Source organism: Bradyrhizobium sp. Pha-3 (assembly GCF_042258325.1).
Classification (GTDB): Bacteria; Pseudomonadota; Alphaproteobacteria; order Rhizobiales; family Xanthobacteraceae; genus Bradyrhizobium; species Bradyrhizobium elkanii.
Genome location: NZ_CP170151.1, coordinates 55,244 through 73,474 on the forward strand (window position 1 = coordinate 55,244; position 18,231 = coordinate 73,474).

Here is an 18,231-nt window from a genome sequence, read left to right on the forward strand (position 1 = left end):
TGCTGTTCGACTATTCGCTACCCGCTATTGGCCATTCGCTCATCTCACTTTCCCGATACCATTTCCTCGACTTCGCGCAGCTGCTCCTTGCCGAAGAAGATCTCGTTGCCGACGAAAAAGGTCGGCGAGCCGAACGCGCCGCGCTCGACGGCGGATGAAGTATATTCGATCAGCTTCGCCTTCACATCCGCGTCTTGCGCGCGGGCGAACAGTTTTGCGGCGTCGAGGCCGGAGGAGGCGATGGCTTTGCCGGCGACCTCGGGATCGTCCATCTTCTTCGGCTCGACCCACATGTGGTGGAAGGCGGCCTCGATATACTTCTCGAACACGCCCTCGAACTGCGCGGCGACCGCCGCGCGCATCAGGTTCAGCGTATTGACCGGGAAAAACGGGTTCCAGGTGTAGGGCTTAACGTTGAAGCGCTTGAGAAAGCGCTCGGTCTCGATCTTCTGAAACTCCGGCTTGTTCTTGACGCCCGCCAGCGTTTCGGCCGGCGACTTGTTGTTGGTGGCCTTGAAGATGCCGCCGAGCAGGATCGGGACATATTCGAACTTGACGCCGGTGCGCTTTTCGATTGCCGGGATCGCTTCATGGCTGAGGAAAGCGTTGGGGCTGCCGAAATCGAACAGGAATTGCGGATTTTGGCTCACGGCAGTCTCTCCCTCGGCTTGTCTCGTTTGGACTTGTCTAGCATGGACCTGCTGTCGCAGGCGCCATCAGTAGAATATGATAATCATCATGTGAGCCGCGGCGCGCGATGTCAAATCAGCCGCTTGATGGTCTGCTTGCGCCATACCAGGGCGTAGTAGGCCATCTGCAGCACGAACATGGTTGCGAAGGTGACGGGATAGGCGATCCAGATGCCGCTGACGCCGAGGGCGCGGCTGAGCAGGATCGCGACCGGCACCTCGACCACCGCGATCGCGAGGGTCGAGAGCAACAGCGGCATCCACACCGTGCCGACGGCGCGCATCGCGCCCGAAAACACCGTCGCCATGCCGAACAGCACCATGCTCCACAGCACGATGTACAAGAGCTGCTGCGCCAGCCCGAGCACGGCACTGTCGACGATGAAGAAGCCCATCAGCGGCCGCGCGAAGAGATAGCCGAGCACGACCAGCCCGCCGGTCAGCGCGAGATTCATCTCGATCCCGGTCCTGACGATGGCGCCGACCCGGGCGGAATCGCCGCGGCCGATCGCCTGCGCGCCGAAGATCGACACCGATATTGCGATCGAGATCGCCGGAAACTGCACATAGCCGATCACCTGGTTAACCGCGCCATAGGCCGCGGTGGCGTCCGAGCCGAAACCGTTGACGAGGCCAAGCAGCACCAGCTCGGCGAGCGAGACCACCACCATGCCGATCGCGGTCGGAATGCCGAGCCGCAGCACGATGCGCAGCAGGGCGCCGTTCGGCCGCATCGCGCGCAGGAACGCGGCGTCGAAGGCCAGCGCATGGCTGTGCCGCAGCATATGGACATGCAGCCACAGCAGCGTGACCACGCCCGAGACCGTGGAGGCGACCGCGGCGCTGGCGACGCCGAGCATCGGCAGGCCGAGCCAGCCGCGGATCAGTGCCGGCGTCACCACCAGGCCGACGATGGTCGAGACCGTCAGCGCAACCAGCGGCGTCACGGTGTCGCCGACGCCGCGCATCATCGCCGTCAGCAGCAGGAATGCGAAGGTGATGGGCATCGTGATCATCATGATCCGCGCATAAGCCACCGCGGCGTCGAGGACGTCGGATGGCGTCGCGAGCGCGATCAAGAGCGGGCGCGCGAACAGGCCGCCTAGGATCGCGATCGCCAGCGCGAGCAGCAGCGTCACGGTCATGGTGGTGCCGGCGACCGCTTTCACCCGGTCGGGCTCGCCGGCGCCCCAGGCCTGGCCGATCATGACCGAGGCACCGGCGCTCAGGCCGATCACGAAGGAAATGAAGAAGAACATCACCGGAAAGAACACCGAGACGGCGGCGAGCGCGTCGACGCCGATCATCTGGCCGAGATAGACGCCGTTGATGGTGCCGAACAGCGACTGCAGCACGTTGCTGAGCAGCATCGGCGCGAGAAAGGCGAGGAAGGCTTTGCGCAGGGAAGGAGGCTTTGACACGTTCAATTTCCAGGAATGGTACCGAGCTTGTGCGGTTTGGTGAGTAGGTCAGGCAGCACGTACCGCTGTCGTCCCTGCCTAGTGCGCAATTGCGCACGGGAGCAGGGACGACATCCCGTTCGAGGTTACTCATCCGGACTATTCAAAAGCGTTAGTCCGCGCTATAGGCGAGCCGGATCGCGTGATCGCGGATATCGGCCGGCCAGTCCGCGATCAGCGCCGCAAAGCGGCGCCGGTCGTGGGCGAACAGGGCGCGGATCGCATCTTCATAGTTCGGCCGGTTGCCGGCCATGACAGTCATGAAGCGATAGGCGGCGTCCTGCGCGCTGCGCGTGCGGTCCTTGTCGCCGCTTGAGCGCCGCGCCTCGTCGATCAATTTGCGGATCGCAACCGATGCGCCGCCCTTCTGCTGCGCGAGCCAGTCCCAATGCCGTGGCAACAGCGTGATCTCGCGCGCGACGACGCCAAGCTTCGGTCGACCGGGCCCGCGCGGCGCGGTCGGCGCCGCCGGCTCCCCGTCGGGCGGAGGCGCGAGCTTCGGCAGGCGGCCCAGCACGTCGTCGACCGAGCCGCGAAAATCGATATCGACCAGCGCCGAGGTGCGGCCGTTGAACACCAGGATCGCGGCGTCCTTGCGCTGGTCGAGGTGTTGCTTGGCGGTGCGCGCAACCTCCGGGAGGTCGCCGGCCCCGATGCGGTGCTCGCCTTCGAAGGCGACATAGGCAGGATTCATGGTAGACCTCTCCGATTGCGCGACCTATTGCCCGGGTAATCATTAGCAATCACGGCGCGTGGATCTCGATTTTCGTGTTGCCGGCTGGCGCCAAACGCCGTCCATTTCAGAGGATGCCCATGCTGACGGTTCATCACCTCAACAATTCCCGCTCGCAGCGCGTGCTGTGGCTGCTCGAGGAATTGGGTGTGCCCTACGAGATCGTGCGCTACCAGCGGCAGCCCGACATGCGGGCGCCGAAGGAGCTGCGCGCGATCCATCCGCTCGGCAAGTCGCCCGTCGTCACCGACAACGGTCACACGATCGCGGAATCCGGCGCGATCCTCGAATACATCATCGCGACCTGCGGCGACGGGCGCCTGATCCCGCCGGCCGATACGCCGGAGCGGCTGCGCTACACCTATTGGCTGCACTACGCCGAGGGGTCGGCGATGACGCCGCTGCTGCTGAAGCTCCTGTTCACGCTGATGCCGAAGCGCGCGCCGGCGCTGCTGCGGCCCCTGGTGCGCAAGGTGTCCAACACGGCGCTGTCGACGCTGGTCAATCCGCAGCTCAAGCAGCACATGGCCTATTGGGAGGGCGAGCTCGGCAAGAGCGAATGGTTCGCCGGCAGCGAGTTTTCCGGCGCCGACATCCAGATGAGCTTTCCGCTCGAGGCTGCCGCGGCGCGCGGCGGGCTCGAGGACGGCCATCCCAGGTGCGTCGCGTTCCTCGAGCGCATCCACGCCCGCCCGGCCTATGCGCGAGCGCTGGAGAAGGGCGGGCCGTATCAAGTCGGCCGGTAAATTCGCGGTCATCACAGCGGCTCGGGTTTCGATGCTGCTATTTTTTATCCGGGTAATATTGCCTTGTCAATAATGCCCGGGTATAAATAGCGTTCCTGGACCATTGGAGCCGTCATGAAGATCGAGGACCGCAAGCAAGCCATCGCCGACTACAAGAAACGCGCGAGCGTTGCCGGCGTGTTCGCGATCCGCTGCCGCGCGACCGGCGAGGTCTGGGTCGGGCAGGCGCTCGATCTCGACAAGATCGAGAACCGCATCTGGTTCACGCTGCGGATGGGCAGCCATCGCAACGCGGAGCTGCAGCGCGCCTGGACGGCCCACGGCGCGGATCATCTCTCACTCGAAACGCTGGAGCGGATCGAGGACGAGGAGCTTGCCTATGTGCGCGACACGCTGCTGAAGGAGCGCGTGCAGCATTGGCGCGCAGAGCTGAATGCGTTCGCGGTGTAGCTCAAAGCATGATCCGGAAAAGTGCGACGCGGTTTTCCGGAAAGATCATGCTGAGACAAGGAGCTAAAGCGCGATGATGATTCAACCTAATCTCATCGCGCTTTAGTGTGACGGCAGCGGCTGCACGGTGACGCCGGGCGGCGGCACGTCGTCGTCGGGCACGAAGAAGTCCGACATCAGCGGCACCGAGGGATCGACGCGGTAGCGCTCGAAGTCGCGCATGCCATTGGCATAGAGCACCTTGTCGTCGATGCAGAAATGCCCGGTGAATTCGCGCGACGGCCGGGTGATGATCGCGTAGGCCGCATCGCCCATGATCTCGGGCGTGCGGCTCGCGCGCATCATGGCATCGCCGCCAAGCAGGTTGCCGACCGCGGCGGTCGCGATCGTGGTGCGCGGCCACAGCGCGTTGACGGCAATGCCGGCCGATTTCAATTCGCCCGCCAGCCCGAGCACGCACATGCTCATGCCGAACTTCGCCATCGTGTAGGCGGTCGAGTGCTCGAACCATTTCGTCTTCATGTCGAGCGGCGGGGACAGCATCAGGATGTGCGGATTCTCCGCCTTCTTCAGGTGTGGAATGCAGTATTTCGACACCATGAAGGTGCCGCGGGTGTTGATATCAATCATCAGGTCGAACCGCTTCATGTCGGTTGCCTGCGAATTGGTCAGGCTGATGGCGCTGGCATTGTTGACGCAGACGTCGATGCCGCCGAACTCGGCGACGGTCTGCTCGATCGCCGCCATCACCTGCGCCTCGTCCCTGATGTCGCAGAGCACCGGCAGCGCCTTGCCGCCGGCGGCGCGGACCTCGTCGGCGGCGGTGTAGATCGTGCCTTTCAGCTTCGGATGCGGCTCGGCGGTCTTCGCCGCGATCGCGACATTTGCGCCGTCACGCGCGGCGCGCAGCGCGATCGCCAGCCCGATGCCGCGGCTCGCGCCCGAGATGAACAGCGTTTTGCCTTTGAGGGATGTCATGGCAGCCTCCTGTTAGGACGCACACTATCAGGGCTCCCTCCCCCGCAAGGGCAGGGCTATCGCATGTGACCGAGGAGTTCGAAGAGGAACGCATCGTTCCATCCGGCGCGTTTGAGCTTGCCGCGCAAGGAGCCTGTCGTGTCCGGGTGGGCTTGGGCGACGTTGAGGGCCAGGCGCCTGAGCACGGCCAGGTTGGCCGGCCCGTTGTCCTTGCGGTTGCGGGCGAGGTCCTCGTCGAGGGTGACATCGAGCGGCCAGTGCAGGTTATTTTCGATGCCCCAATGAGCGCGGACGATACGCAGGACGTCTTTGCGGCTGTAGGGGCGGCTCATCAGGAAGTAGCGCTCGACCGTGTCGTCCTGTCCACGCTTGCTGGTGATGCGGGCGACAGCTTTGAGGCCCGGGAAGTCGTGCTTCTTGGCCATGCCGGGAGCCGGCGCAACGAGAGCAACACGCTTGTCGGTGCGTCCATGGTCCGCATCGGTGGTGGCGAGCGAAGTCTTGCCCTTGCGTTTGACGGCGCAGATTGCGGCTTTGGCATCCTCCAACAGAGCGGGCTGGTTCGCCTTCACCGCCAGCACGTAGTCACCGCCCCGTGCCACGATCGCTTTGGCCATCGCGCGGTGGCAATGCAGGGCATCGGCCGTGACTACGCAGCCCTTGAGCTGCAAGAGCTCAAGCAACTGCAGGGCACCGTCGACTTCGTTGTTGTTCGGCGCCAGCACATTGGCAAGCGCCATGCGCGTCTGCGCCGCCCAGGCGGTCACCATCACCGGCGGCATGTGGCTCCTGCCGCGTTCGTAGCCGCGTCGCAACGCTTTGCCGTCGAGCGCGATCACACCGCGCGGCCGCTTGATCTTCGCGCCTTGCGCAAAATCCTTCATAAAACGCCGGAACGCGACCTCAAACGCCTTCGGGTCGAGCATCCGGAACACCCGACTGAACGTGTCGTGGCTCGGCAGGCCGTTCCTGAGCACCAGCACATCCTGCCAAAGGTAGGCCTTCATCCGGGCAAACAGCGCCATATCGGTGCAACTCGTCGCCCCGCACAGCGTCGCCATCAGCGCGATGAACAAGATCTCGGTCAGGTCATGCAGCGCGTTGTCGGCCCGCGGGTCCGGCAAATCCTCAAAGCACTCGGCAAATCGTTGCATCGGCCGCTCCCTTCAGATCAGGAACTGCCTTCAGAATCCCTTTCCTTCGATTCGGCAACTACTTGCACGCGCACACATGCGATTCCCCTGCCCGCAGGGGGGAGGGGACGACCGAGCAAGCGGCGCCGCCACAGCCCTACCTCACCGCCTACCCATCCGCATGCAGCACGCGCCCGCGCGTTTCCGGCAGCGCGTAGGCGGCGATGAAGAACACGCCGTAGGCCGCCACCGCGAAGATCGCGATCGCGTTGGCGAGCGTGGTCGTGGTCGACAGCGCGCCGACCAGGAACGGGAACAGCGCGCCGATGCCGCGGCCGAAATTGTAGCAGAAGCCCTGGCCCGAGCCACGCAGCCGGGTCGGATACAGTTCGGTCAGGAACGCGCCCATGCCCGAGAAATAGCCCGAGGCAAAGAAGCCGAGCGGGAAGCCCAGCACCCACAGCACCTCGTTGGACAGCGGCAGCTGGGTGTAGAGCAGCACCACCGCGATGGCGCCGATCGAGAAGATCAGGAACAGGTTGCGCCGGCCGATCCGGTCGGCGAGCCAGGCACCGACCAGATAGCCGATGAACGAGCCGATGATCAGCGTCGCGAGATAGCCGGTCGAGCCGACCACGGAGAGCTTGCGCTCCGTGGTGAGGAAGCGCGGCACCCAGAAGGTGATGGCGTAATAGCCGCCCTGCATGCCGGTGCCGACCAGCGACGCCAGCAGCGTGGTCTTCAGGATCGGTCCGTGGAAGATCTCCCACAACTTGGCGGGGCCGCTGCCGGAGGCCTGCGCCTGCGCCATGGTCGCGGCGGAGATTTCGGGCTCGGTGACGTAGCGGCGCAGATAGAACACGAGCAACGCCGGCAGCGCGCCGATCACGAACATCCAGCGCCAGGCGTTCTCCGCCGGCAGCACCGAGAACAGGATCGCCTGCGCCAGCACCGCGAGGCCCCAGCCGACCGCCCAGCCGGACTGCACCGAGCCGACCGCGCGTCCGCGATATTGCGGCCGGATCGCCTCGCCGATCAGCACCGCGCCGGCCGCCCATTCGCCGCCGAAGCCGAGGCCGAGCAGCGCACGGGCGATCAGGAGCTGATCGAAATTCTGCACCAATGCGCAGACCAGCGAGAAGAACGAGAACCAGATGATGGTGAGCTGCAGCGTCTTCACCCGCCCGATGCGGTCGGACAGATAGCCGCCGAGCCAACCGCCCACGGCGGAGGCCAGCAATGTCACGGTGCCGGCGAGCCCGGCGGTGCCGGGGTCAACTTTCCATAGCGTGATGATGGTGCCGATCACCAGCGGATAGATCATGAAATCCATGCCGTCGAGCGTCCAGCCCGACGCGCAGGCCCAGAACGTGCGCCGCTCCTGCAGGTTCATGTCGCGATAGAAGGCGAGGAGGCTGGTGTCCTCGATCTCTGCAACTTCCATCGGTTTGGATTCGGCCGTGCTCATGCGCGTTCCCCGGAGAAATCTTTCACCGGCTCTTTGCGATCCGCGGCCGGAGTTACGCGGACCGCCAATCTATCGCGATGTTGCAGGTGGGGCAAAGGCGGGTTTTGCCACTTCTAGGTCTTTAGTTTGAGCATGATCTTTTCGGAAAACCGCTACGCACTTTTCCGGATCAAGCTCTAGTATCCCGCAGCCTCCGTGCCGCGCGTGCGCGGATCCGGCGCGCCGAGCAGACCGTTGGTCGTGACGAGGATCGAGTTCGCGGAGGAGTAGCCGAGCGGCTCGACCAGCTTGTGGCCCTTGGCTTTCAGCTCGGTCAGCACCGCGTCGGGAAAGCCGCGCTCGATCCGGACCTCGTCCGGCAACCATTGATGGTGCATGCGGGGCGCGGCGACCGCGGCCGCGATGTCCATCTTGTAGTCGATCACGTCGACGATGATCTGCGTCACGGCGGAGATGATGCGGCTGCCGCCGGGCGAGCCCGTCACCAGCACCGGCTTGCCGTCTTTCAGCACGATGGTCGGCGACATCGACGACAGCGGGCGCTTGCCGGGGCCCGGCAGATTGGCCTCGAAGCCGACCAGGCCGAAGGCGTTGGAGGCGCCGGGAGCTGCGGTGAAATCGTCGAGCTCGTTGTTGAGCAGCACGCCGGTGCCGTCGGCGACGAGGCCGACGCCGTAGGGGAAGTTCAGCGTATAGGTGTTGCTGACGGCGTTGCCGCCGGCGTCGACGACCGAATAATGCGTGGTGTTGTCGCCTTCGCGCGGCTGCTTCGCGTTGCGCACATCGGTCCAGGGCGTGGCGCGGGCAAGATCGATGGTCGCGCGCTGTCTGGCGGCATAGTCCTTGTCGATCAAGAGCTGCGTCGGCGCGTCGACGAAGGCGGGATCGCCGAGATAGCGCGCGCGATCGGCATAGGCCCGCTTCATCGCCTCGATCATCACATGCAGCGAGGCGGCCGAGCCCTGCTTCATGTCGGACATCGGAAAGCCTTCGAGGATGTTGAGGATCTCGAGCAGCACGACGCCGCCGGAGGAGGGTTGCGGCATCGAGACGATGTCGTAGCCGCGATAGCTGCCGCGGATCGGCGTGCGGATCACCGGCTGGTAGGATTTCAGATCCTCGAGGGTGAAGATGCCGCCGGCATTCTTGATGCCGCTGACAAGCTTCTCGGCGACGGCGCCTTGGTAGAAGCCGCGCGGGCCTTGTTCGGCAATATCAGTCAGTACGCCAGCGAGATCGCCCTGGATCAGGCGGTCGCCCTCGCGGAGCGGCGTGCCGTCGGCGTGCGAGAACGTCCTGGCCGAATTCGGCCAGCGCGACATGCGGCGATACATGTCGTTCAGCGTGTCCGATGTGTCGTCGGTGACGACGAAGCCGTCGCGCGCGAGGTCGATCGCGGGCTTGAGGATCTGCGCCAGCGTGAACTTGCCGGAGCCATATTTCTCCAGGGCCAGCGCGAGGCCCGCGACCGTGCCGGGCACGCCGATCGCAAGCGCGGAGTTGCGCGACTTGTCGGGATCGGGCTTGCCGTCGGCGCTCAGGAACATGTCGCGGGTCGCGGCCTGCGGCGCAGTCTCGCGATAGTCGATCGCGACATCCTCATTGCGGCCGGCGAGATGGATCACCATGAAACCGCCGCCGCCGATATTGCCGGCGCGCGGATAGGTCACCGCCATCGCAAAGCCGGTGGCGACAGCGGCGTCGACCGCATTGCCGCCCTGTCGCAGGATGTCGGCGCCAACTTGCGCAGCCAGCTTCTCCTGCGCCACCACCATGCCGTTTTCGGCGCGAATGCTGCGAATCGTGTCCGCGGCTGAAGGTTCATAGAAGCGGCGCTGGACCTGGCCGAGGGCCGGCGTCGCGATACCAATCACCAGGAGAGCGGCAAACAGCCGTCGCGACATCGTTGCCGTCAGCGCCATCGAAATGTCCTGCCCTGTTCATCGCCGTATCAGTCAAACCGGCTCATGCTATATGGGAGCGGATTGGAGCGGCAAAAGCCTGCCTGTGGTTCGAGTTGGGGAATATCTTTCGCGATGACGGCAACAATGCAGACGGGCGCCGGTGACGCGAAGGCCTCCACCAAGGTTTATCCTGGCCGCGCAGCCGTCATCAGCTGGATCTTCTTCGACTGGGCCGCGCAGCCTTATTTCACGCTGATCACGACCTTCGTGTTCGCGCCTTATTTCGCGAGCTTCGTCGCGCCGGATGCCGCGAGCGGCCAGGCCCTGTGGGGCTTTGCCACCGCGGCCGCGGGACTTGCGATCGCGCTGCTGTCGCCGGTGCTGGGGGCGATCGCCGATGCCAGCGGCCGCCGCAAGCCATGGATCGCCGGCTTCGGTGCGCTGCTCGTGATCGGCGCCAGCGCGATGTGGATCGGCAAGCCCGGCAATCCCGACATCATCCCTATGCTGTTGCTCGCCTATGCGATCGCAAGCGTCGGCGTCGAGTTCGCAACCGTGTTCAACAATGCGATGATGCCGACTCTGGTGCCGCCGGACAGGATCGGGCGGCTGTCAGGCACCGGCTGGGCCACCGGCTATGTCGGCGGCATCCTGAGTCTTGTTCTCGTGCTCGGCTTCCTCGCCGCCAATGCCGAGACCGGCAAGACGCTGTTCGGCTTTTCGCCGCTGTTCGGTCTCGATCCGGCCATGCATGAAGGCGACCGCATCACCGGGCCGCTGACCGGGCTCTGGTTCATCATCTTCGTGACGCCGATGTTCCTGTTCACGCCGGACTATCCGACGAAGCGCCCGATGCGCGCGGCGCTCGGCGAAGGCCTGCGCGAGCTCAGGGAATCGCTGTCGAGCCTGCCGAAGCAGAAGTCACTGGCGCGGTTTCTGCTGGCGAACATGATCTACACCGACGGGCTGGTCTCGCTATTCGCGTTCGGCGGCATCTATGCCGCCGGCACGTTCGGCTGGGACACGATCCGGATCGGCACCTTCGGTATCATCCTCGCGGTCGCCGGCACGTTCGGCGGCTGGATCGGCGGCAAGCTCGACGATGGATTCGGACCGAAGCGCGTCATCACCGGCAGCCTCGTAATCCTGCTGTTCGCGATCGTCGTGATCCTCACCGTGAACAAGGATTCCATCCTGTTCATCCAGGTCGCGCCGCCGGTGCCCGGCGGTGCGTTGTTCGCGGGCGCTGCCGAGCGCGCCTACATCGTGCTGGGCTGCCTGATCGGCGCCACCGGTGCGCCACTGCAGGCGGCTTCGCGCTCGCTGCTGATCCGCCTCGCGCCGAAGGATCGCATCGCGCAGTATTTTGGCTTGTTCGCGCTCACCGGCAAGGTGACGTCGTTCATCGGCCCGCTCCTGATCGGCGCGATCACCGCGGCGACCGCAAGCCAGAAGGCCGGCATGGCGGTGCTGGTGGCGTTCTTCGTGGCGGGGCTGGCGCTATTGGCGAAGGTGCGGGAGTAATCACACCTGTCGTCCCGGCGAAGGCCGGGACCCATAACCACCGGCCATGGTTGGCGAGGGACAACTAACCCCAGCGTGCCTTCGATAGATCACGCGGTATGGGTCCCGGCCTTCGCCGGGACGACAACCGGATGGGCTAATGCCTGAAATGCCGCACGCCGGTGAACACCATCGCGATGCCGTGCTCGTCGGCGGCCTTGATCACCTCGTCGTCGCGCATCGAGCCGCCGGGCTGGATCACCGCAGTGGCGCCGGCCTCGATGCAGGCGAGCATGCCGTCGGCGAACGGGAAGAAGGCGTCGGAGGCGACCACCGAACCCTTGGTCAGCGGCTCGGCGAGCTTCAGCTCGGCCGCCGCATCCAGCGCCTTGCGCGCGGCGATGCGCGCGGAATCGACCCGGCTCATCTGGCCGGCGCCGATGCCGACGGTGGCGACGTCCTTGGCGTAGATGATGGTGTTCGACTTGACGTGCTTGGCGACGCGGAACGCGAATTTGAGATCGCGCAGCTCGGCGTCGGTCGGCGCGCGCTTGGTCGCGACCTTCAGGTTCATGTCCTCGACCACGGCATTGTCGCGGCTCTGCACCAAGAGGCCGCCGGCGACGGTCTTGGCGGTGAGACCGACCGCACGCGCGTTCGGCAGGCCGCCGGCGAGCAGCAGGCGCAGATTGCGCCGGCCGGCGATGATCGAGATCGCCTCCTCGGTCGCGTCGGGCGCAATGATCACCTCGGTGAAGATGCCGATGATGGCGCGCGCGGCGTCCGCATCGAGCGTGCGATTGACCGCGATGATGCCGCCATAGGCCGAGGTGGAATCGCAGGCCAGCGCGCGGGCATAGGCGGTGGCGAGATCGGGACCCTCGGCAACGCCGCACGGATTGGCATGCTTGACGATCACGCAGGCCGCGGTGCGCTGCGGATCGAACTCGCCGACGCATTCATAGGCCGCGTCGGTGTCGTTGATGTTGTTGTAGGACAGTTCCTTGCCTTGCAGCTGGCGTGCGGTCGCAACGCCCGGCCGCTTCTCCGGCGTGGCATAGAACGCCGCGGTCTGGTGCGGGTTCTCGCCATAGCGCAACGACTGGATCAGTTTGCCGCCGAAGGCGCGGAAATCCGGCGCCTTGGTGTCGAGCTGCACGGCAAACCAGTTCGAGATCGCGGCGTCATAGGCCGCCGTGCGCGCATAGGCCTTGGCGGCGAGCCGCCGGCGCAACTGAAGCGAGGTCGCGCCCTTGTGCGCGGCAAGCTCGTCGAGCACGGCAGAATAGTCGTTCGCCTCGACCACCACGGCGACGTCGTCATGGTTCTTGGCCGCGGCGCGGATCATCGCCGGGCCGCCGATGTCGATGTTCTCGATGCACTCCTCGAAGCCGGCGCCTTTGTCGACGGTGGCCTCGAACGGATAGAGGTTGACGACCAGAAGATCGATCGGCGCGATGCCATGCGAGGCCATCGCCGCAGCGTGTTCCTTGTTGTCGCGGATCGCGAGCAGGCCGCCGTGCACCTTCGGATGCAGCGTCTTGACCCGGCCATCCATCATCTCGGGGAAGCCAGTGAGCTCGGAGACGTCCCTGACCTTCAGCCCGGCCGCTGCGATCGCCTTGGCGGTGCCGCCGGTCGAGACCAGCTCGACGCCATGGTCGGCCAGCGCCTTGGCGAAATCGATCAGTCCGGTCTTGTCGGAAACGGACAACAGAGCGCGGGTCACGCGGCGAAGCTGCTCGGTCATATCGGAAAATCCCTGGCTGTTAAGGCAGCCGGGTAGCATGGTTTTGTGCGGTACGAAACCGGTCTCCGAGGCCGATTCCCCTGAAATTGGCGATGATTGGGTTGAAATCCCGTCTCCCCGTCATCCTGAGGTGCGAGCGCAGCGAGCCTCGAAGGATGCACGGCCCGACTGGTGGCCGTCGACCCTTCGAGACGCCGCTTCGCGGCTCCTCAGGGTGACGGGTCTAGGGTCAGGAGCGCTGCCGATACCTGTCCTACAGCGGCAGTTCCGGCTCGCGGCGGGCGTTGCGGCGCGCGGTGGTGGCGGAGGCCGAGGTCGAGGAGCGCACGAAGCTCCAGCGGATGGTGCCGGCCTGCCTCGCGTCCTGCCGGATCACGATCTGGGAGGTGCGGCGCGGGCCGTCATTGCCGGCCAGGAACACGCTGTCCTCGAGATCGACCTTGTCGTCCATCGCCTCGAAGGTCCAGACGTCGCGGTTGGGCAGCACCAGCATCACGCCGCGGGCATCCGACAGCCGGCTCGCCTTCACCGAAGGGTGCAAATGGAAGCGCAGCGCGAAATCGGCCTCGCTGCCCTTGATGCGGCCGCCCGGCGCCGGCGACAGCGAATCCTCGCCCTCCAGCCGCGTGCCGTCCTGCGCGACCATCAGCACGCGGCGGTGGATCACGCCGAAGCGCGAGAGATAGCCGTCATGCGAGGCGGTGAGCACGTCGCCGTCGGGAACGGCTTCGCGGTAGCTCTCGACATTGCTAGGCCCGCTGGTGACGGGCGCGCCGCGGAGCAGCCGCTTCATCGCCGACAGCTCGACGAACTGGCACGACGAGGCGTCGCGATAGGTCAGCGTCGAATGCGCCGCGGTGGAGCGCGCGAACGGCCGCCAATTGTCGCGGCCTGTGCTCGGCATGCCGCAATTGACGACGATGCGGCTCACCCCGGAGGAGAGCTCGAACGACAGGCAGCCGGCATGCGCGTCCTGGCTGACGCTTGCCGGCGGCGGCGCGCCGGTGTCGATGATCAACGCGGTGTTGCCGGCATCGAGGCGCTGGAAGCCGGTATGCGGCATGCTCGCCATCGGCACCCCGCGGGTGTCGTCATAGGCGAGCAGCGTCGCGACGAGATCGGACGGCGCGGTGCTCATGCCGTTGAACAGCGCGAAGCTGCCGTCGCCGTGACGGAAGAAGCGCAGCATCGGCATCATGCGATCGATGGCGTTGAGCAGTGCCGGCGGCGGCGCGATGTTGCGTGCGGCGAAGGTCTGCCGCAGCGGCAGGAGATCGCTGAGCAATTCGACCAGCGCGCCGGGATTGCGCGAGATGTGGCCGCCATCGGGCAGGATCTGGCGCTGCAATTCGTCGGACAGTTTGCGGGTTGCCGATTTGATGTTGCGCGCCTGGTTGGCGAGACAGAGCGAGGCGTAGCACAGCGCGATCAAGACCTGCAGGCGCGGCACGCCGTCATTGTCGAGCGTCGCGTGGCGCAGATAGCGGATCTCGCGCGCCAGCCCGCGCAGATATTTGCGGTAGAATTTTCCGTCGGTGTCGCCGAGCACCAATGGCGCCTGCGACAACAGCGAGATCACCCGCCGCGCGCGCACATCGGCGCGGCGCTCCAGCGGCCGCTTGCGGGCCTGGTTGGAGATCCAGTCGTCGACCAGCGAGCGGGCGTTGGCGCGGGTCAGCGCGGTGTCGGCGGCGCGCAGATGGCGCAGCCAGCCGAAGCCGAGCAGGGCGGCTTCCCAGTCCTCCGACGGCGGCTCGAGATCGAAGATCGAGCGGCCGTGGCAGGTGACGATCTTGCCGGCGAAAACGAATCGTCCGGCGTAGATCTCGGCCGCGCGGGTGGCGTCGGCGGTCCGCAGGTCGTGCGGGGCGATGATCAGCCGGTCGGTGCGGCCGGGCCAGAGCCGCGACAGCGCAACCGTGCTCCCGCTGGCGCGCGCGATCATGCTGCGGGCAAAGCGGCCAGCAATCAGCGTCGAGATGCGTCTGCTTTGAGCGACCGACACGCCTAACCTTGCGGGGAGGGAATTTTCAACGAATCCTTATTTAATCCGGAAACGCGGCCAAGACACCTGCCAAGACACCCTCTTGATACCGCACGAATCACTTCGAGCTTAGAAGACTGAAGTTTAAAATCAGGATTTAACCAGCCGGGCCGCGTAAAAGCCATCCAGCCCGCCGAGCCGCGGGTCGGCATTGGGCAAATGGCTCGGCAAAGTGCGCAGATCGCCGTCGGCGGTGATGATGTCGTCGAGGCCGGCGACCTCGCTTGTCTCGACCGGCGCACGGCGCAGGCCTGATTCGCTCGCCAGCAGCGCGGCGATCGCGTGCTCGCCTTCCTCCGGCTCAAGCGAGCAGGTGCAGTAGACCAGCGTGCCGCCGGGCTTCAGCAGATTGGCGGCCTTTTGCAGCAGCCGCTTCTGCAGCGCCGACAGCGCCGCGATGTCGCCTTCCTGCCGCAGCCAGGCGACGTCGGGATGGCGGCGGATGGTTCCCGTCGAGGTGCAGGGCGCATCGACCAGGATACCGTCGAAGCTCGCGGCTTCCGCCGGCCATTCGGCGGCGTCGGCGACGACCGTCTCGGCCTGCAACTCCAACCGCGCGAGATTGTCACGCAGTCGCGCGACCCGCACCGGCGAGCGGTCGATCGCGGTGACATGCGCGCCGGCCAGCGCGAGCTGGGCGGTCTTGCCGCCGGGCGCGGCGCAGAGATCCGCGACCGCCTTGTCCTTGATATCGCCGAACAGCCGCGCCGGCAGCGCGGCGGCGGCGTCCTGCACCCACCACTGGCCTTCGGCAAAGCCGGGCAGCATCGTGACGGAACCTTGCAGCAGCGTGCGCACGGTTCCCGTCGGCAGTATCTCGCCGTGCAGGCGGCTCGCCCATTGTGCAGCGTCCGACTTCACCGTGAGATCGAGCGACGGCTCGTGGCCGAGCGCAAGCGCCATCTCGCGCGCGGTGGCCTCGCCGTAATGCGCGTTCCAGCGCGCCAGCATCCATGGCGGCAGGTCCAGCGTCTGCGCGCTGATCTCGTCGATCAGCCCCTGGCCTTCGCGCGCGCAGCGGCGCAGCACGGCGTTGACGAGCCCGGCATATTTCGCGGCGCGCCGGTCGGACTGCACCAGCCGCACCGAGAGATCGACCGCGGCATGGTCAGGCACGTCCATCCAGAGAATCTGTGCCGCGCCGATCAGGAGCGCGCTCTGCGCGCGCGGCGCATCGGTCGGGATGCCGCGGTCGAGCAGGCGCGACAGCAGGTGGCCGAGCGTGCCGAGCTTGCGCAGGATGGTCGACACCAGCCGGCGCATCAGCGCGCGGTCGCGATCGGCCAGCGATTTCAGGCCGGGATGTGCGCCGGCGCCGTCGAGCTGGTCGTCGAGCGTGCGGTGCTTGTGCAGCACGCCATCGAGGATGTCGGCCGCGATACGGCGGGCCGCGAGGCCGGGGACTTCGGCAGGTACTGCAAATCTTGAAGGAGGCATGAAGCGGAGATATCTCGAAGGTGCTGAGTTACATTCGGCTCATGCCCATCAACTCAAGATCACCTCTGGCATGCGAATATGCCAAATGTAAGAATCGGCTTGCGGGATTTCGCGATCGTGACGTCGTCACTGAGCCAGCACAGAGATATGCAACGCACGGTCGGAAGGTTTTGCCATGTCTGATAAATCGCCATCGTCACCGCCTCTGGAGGCCGTGCCCCGCAAGCCGCTGACGCCGGCCGCGCAACGCGCGCTCGCCGAGGCCGCGGCGCGGCGCAAGGCTGCCGAGGAGGCAGCCGCGCAGAACGCGGCCGCGCGGCCGAAGGAGTTCCAGGGTCCGAAGGGGCCGGAACCGACGCGTTACGGCGATTGGGAGACCAAGGGCATCGCCTCGGACTTCTGAGAGTCTTGCCTGGCGGCTCGACTCGGGCCAGTCTGGGAAAATGTCCCCATACGAAAGAATAAATGCTTATCGTGGGACGGAACATCCGCCCTTCCGCAGGCCTCCTTCACGAAGGTCGCCTTGGGGCCGGCGCGTCTCGGCGGCGCTGCCATGGGTGTTCGTGCTCGGCATTGCCGTCGGCAGCACGCTGCCGATCCGGCAATGGGTGCATTTGCCGCCGACCTGGTCGCTCGGCAGGTCTCGCGACACCGATGTCATCTGGCAGCGGGCCGGCGCGCCCGACATCAGGCACAACGTTGATGTGATCAGGACGATCGACGGCGACACGTTCGAGGCGCGGGTGCATTTCTCGCCGGGCCCGGATCTGTACACGCGTGTCCGGCTGCGCGGCATCGACGCGCCGGAGCTGAAGGCATCCTGCGCGCGCGAACTGCAAATGGCGCAAGCGGCGACGGTGGCGCTGCGCGACCTGCTCGGCCAGGGCGAAGTCGCGATCTACAATGTCGGTCCCGACAAGTATCAGGGCCGCGTCGTCGCCGACGTCGCGACCAGGAAGACCGACAACGTCTCGGCCGCGCTGCTCGCCGCCGGCCATGCCCGCGCCTACAATGGCGGGCACCGCTTCGGCTGGTGCGGATATTTCGCGCGCTAGGCGACAGCGTCAAACCAGGCTTCCGCAAACAAAAAGCCGCGCATCCACGCGGCTCTTCTTCAGGCGAAACGCTGGACGCGATCAGCGGGTGACGACGACCGTCGTGCCGATCTCGACGCGCGAATAGAGGTCGGTGATGTCGGTGTTCAGCATGCGGATGCAGCCGTAGGAGACGAAACCGCCGACCGAGCCCGGCACGTTGGTGCCGTGGATCGCATATTCGCCGCCGGCCAGCGTCATCGCAGCGACGCCCATCGGGTTGTGCGGCGAGCCGCCGGCGATCACGTTCGGGATGCTCGGCTTGTCGCGCTTGACCTCGGCGGGCGGCGACCAGGCCGGATTGCGATATTTGCCGTCGATCTTCGTGGTGCCGGCCCACTGCTTGCCGGACTTGCCGACACCGACCGGGTAACGCATCGCGTGGCCGGAATCGAGAATGAGGTAGAGCCGCCGTTCGTTGGTCTTCACCACGATGGTGCCTGGCTCATAGTTGTCGGCGTGTATTCCCACCATTTCCGGCCGGGCTTCGGCCGCCTGCGACGTCAAAACAACCGCACCAAGGGTAACAGCAGCCGTGGCAGCCAGCGCCACCGCAAACTTCATCGACATCAACCTCTCCACTTCCCAACAGCTCCCGCGAGGAAGCCAAAACGAAGATGCAGAGCCCTTGAAAAACCGGGCCTGCCGGTCTCACGCACGCAAGATTAACCGCGTGTGTTAACCGGGTGGTTTCACACCGGCCGCGAGACACGTCCTGATGGCGCTGAGAAAAGGAAAAGTTCGGATTAAAGTAAATGACCTGAAAACAACACTTGGCCACAAACGCGCCCTAATCGCGCCATGCCTCTGACAATCCCGTGAAGCGGCCCGTTGCAGAAAGG

At 65.7% G+C, this 18,231-nt stretch carries 16 protein-coding genes; 5 read left to right on the plus strand and 11 right to left on the minus strand.

Annotated features, from left to right (window positions below; translation table 11 throughout):
- Nucleotides 1-44: 44 nt before the first annotated feature.
- From ACE10X_RS00285 to ACE10X_RS00295, 3 genes are all read right to left on the minus strand, one after another.
- Complete coding sequence (locus ACE10X_RS00285; RefSeq protein ID WP_038382800.1) at nt 45-650, minus strand: 2-hydroxychromene-2-carboxylate isomerase; 606 nt, start codon at nt 648-650, stop codon at nt 45-47.
- Nucleotides 651-760: 110 nt separating this feature from the next.
- Entirely contained in the window at nt 761-2,059 is a 1,299-nt protein-coding gene (locus ACE10X_RS00290) for an MATE family efflux transporter (protein ID WP_375764667.1), read from the minus strand.
- Between the two features lie 202 nt (nt 2,060-2,261).
- On the minus strand, nt 2,262-2,843 hold the full coding sequence (locus ACE10X_RS00295; RefSeq protein ID WP_038382803.1) for a DUF2239 family protein: 582 nt from the start codon (nt 2,841-2,843) through the stop codon (nt 2,262-2,264).
- Between the two features lie 119 nt (nt 2,844-2,962).
- On the opposite strand from ACE10X_RS00295, the gene ACE10X_RS00300 reads away from it, so the two are divergent.
- Both ACE10X_RS00300 and ACE10X_RS00305 read left to right on the plus strand, forming a co-directional pair.
- Complete coding sequence (locus tag ACE10X_RS00300; RefSeq protein WP_038382804.1) at nt 2,963-3,628, plus strand: glutathione S-transferase family protein; 666 nt, start codon at nt 2,963-2,965, stop codon at nt 3,626-3,628.
- 114 nt (nt 3,629-3,742) lie between these two features.
- Nucleotides 3,743-4,078, plus strand: a complete 336-nt coding sequence (locus ACE10X_RS00305; protein ID WP_038382805.1) for a GIY-YIG nuclease family protein — start codon at nt 3,743-3,745, stop codon at nt 4,076-4,078.
- Nucleotides 4,079-4,180: 102 nt separating this feature from the next.
- On the opposite strand, the gene ACE10X_RS00310 is transcribed toward ACE10X_RS00305, so the two are convergent.
- From ACE10X_RS00310 to ggt, 4 genes are all read right to left on the minus strand, one after another.
- Entirely contained in the window at nt 4,181-5,056 is an 876-nt protein-coding gene (locus ACE10X_RS00310; protein ID WP_038389020.1) for an NAD(P)-dependent oxidoreductase, read from the minus strand.
- Between the two features lie 56 nt (nt 5,057-5,112).
- Nucleotides 5,113-6,210, minus strand: coding sequence for an ISAs1 family transposase (locus tag ACE10X_RS00315; protein WP_038389016.1), 1,098 nt, complete (start codon nt 6,208-6,210; stop codon nt 5,113-5,115).
- Nucleotides 6,211-6,358: 148 nt separating this feature from the next.
- The gene (locus ACE10X_RS00320; RefSeq protein WP_038387669.1) at nt 6,359-7,657 is read right to left on the minus strand and encodes an MFS transporter; all 1,299 of its coding nucleotides are present in this window, start codon (nt 7,655-7,657) and stop codon (nt 6,359-6,361) included.
- Nucleotides 7,658-7,833: 176 nt separating this feature from the next.
- On the minus strand, nt 7,834-9,579 hold the full coding sequence (gene ggt, locus ACE10X_RS00325) for a gamma-glutamyltransferase (RefSeq protein WP_375763915.1): 1,746 nt from the start codon (nt 9,577-9,579) through the stop codon (nt 7,834-7,836).
- Between the two features lie 126 nt (nt 9,580-9,705).
- On the opposite strand from ggt, the gene ACE10X_RS00330 reads away from it, so the two are divergent.
- Nucleotides 9,706-11,085 (plus strand): MFS transporter, encoded by a 1,380-nt coding sequence (locus ACE10X_RS00330; protein WP_038387671.1) that lies wholly within the window; start codon nt 9,706-9,708, stop codon nt 11,083-11,085.
- Between the two features lie 136 nt (nt 11,086-11,221).
- Here ACE10X_RS00330 and purH read toward each other — a convergent pair whose 3' ends face one another.
- From purH to ACE10X_RS00345, 3 genes are all read right to left on the minus strand, one after another.
- Entirely contained in the window at nt 11,222-12,814 is a 1,593-nt protein-coding gene (gene purH, locus ACE10X_RS00335; RefSeq protein WP_038387672.1) for a bifunctional phosphoribosylaminoimidazolecarboxamide formyltransferase/IMP cyclohydrolase, read from the minus strand.
- 253 nt (nt 12,815-13,067) lie between these two features.
- Nucleotides 13,068-14,819 (minus strand): heparinase II/III family protein, encoded by a 1,752-nt coding sequence (locus ACE10X_RS00340; RefSeq protein WP_080583545.1) that lies wholly within the window; start codon nt 14,817-14,819, stop codon nt 13,068-13,070.
- A gap of 129 nt (nt 14,820-14,948) precedes the next feature.
- Nucleotides 14,949-16,295 carry an RsmB/NOP family class I SAM-dependent RNA methyltransferase gene (locus ACE10X_RS00345; protein ID WP_038387674.1) on the minus strand — a complete coding sequence of 449 codons (1,347 nt, stop codon included), beginning with the start codon at nt 16,293-16,295 and terminating at the stop codon, nt 14,949-14,951.
- Between the two features lie 175 nt (nt 16,296-16,470).
- Between ACE10X_RS00345 and ACE10X_RS00350 the strand changes: the two genes are divergently transcribed.
- Nucleotides 16,471-16,698 (plus strand): DUF1674 domain-containing protein, encoded by a 228-nt coding sequence (locus ACE10X_RS00350; protein ID WP_038387675.1) that lies wholly within the window; start codon nt 16,471-16,473, stop codon nt 16,696-16,698.
- A 154-nt stretch (nt 16,699-16,852) separates the two neighbouring features.
- Nucleotides 16,853-17,350 carry a thermonuclease family protein gene (locus ACE10X_RS00355; RefSeq protein WP_369529628.1) on the plus strand — a complete coding sequence of 166 codons (498 nt, stop codon included), beginning with the start codon at nt 16,853-16,855 and terminating at the stop codon, nt 17,348-17,350.
- Nucleotides 17,351-17,431: 81 nt separating this feature from the next.
- On the opposite strand, the gene ACE10X_RS00360 is transcribed toward ACE10X_RS00355, so the two are convergent.
- On the minus strand, nt 17,432-17,959 hold the full coding sequence (locus ACE10X_RS00360) for a L,D-transpeptidase (RefSeq protein WP_028342054.1): 528 nt from the start codon (nt 17,957-17,959) through the stop codon (nt 17,432-17,434).
- Nucleotides 17,960-18,231 lie beyond the last annotated feature (272 nt).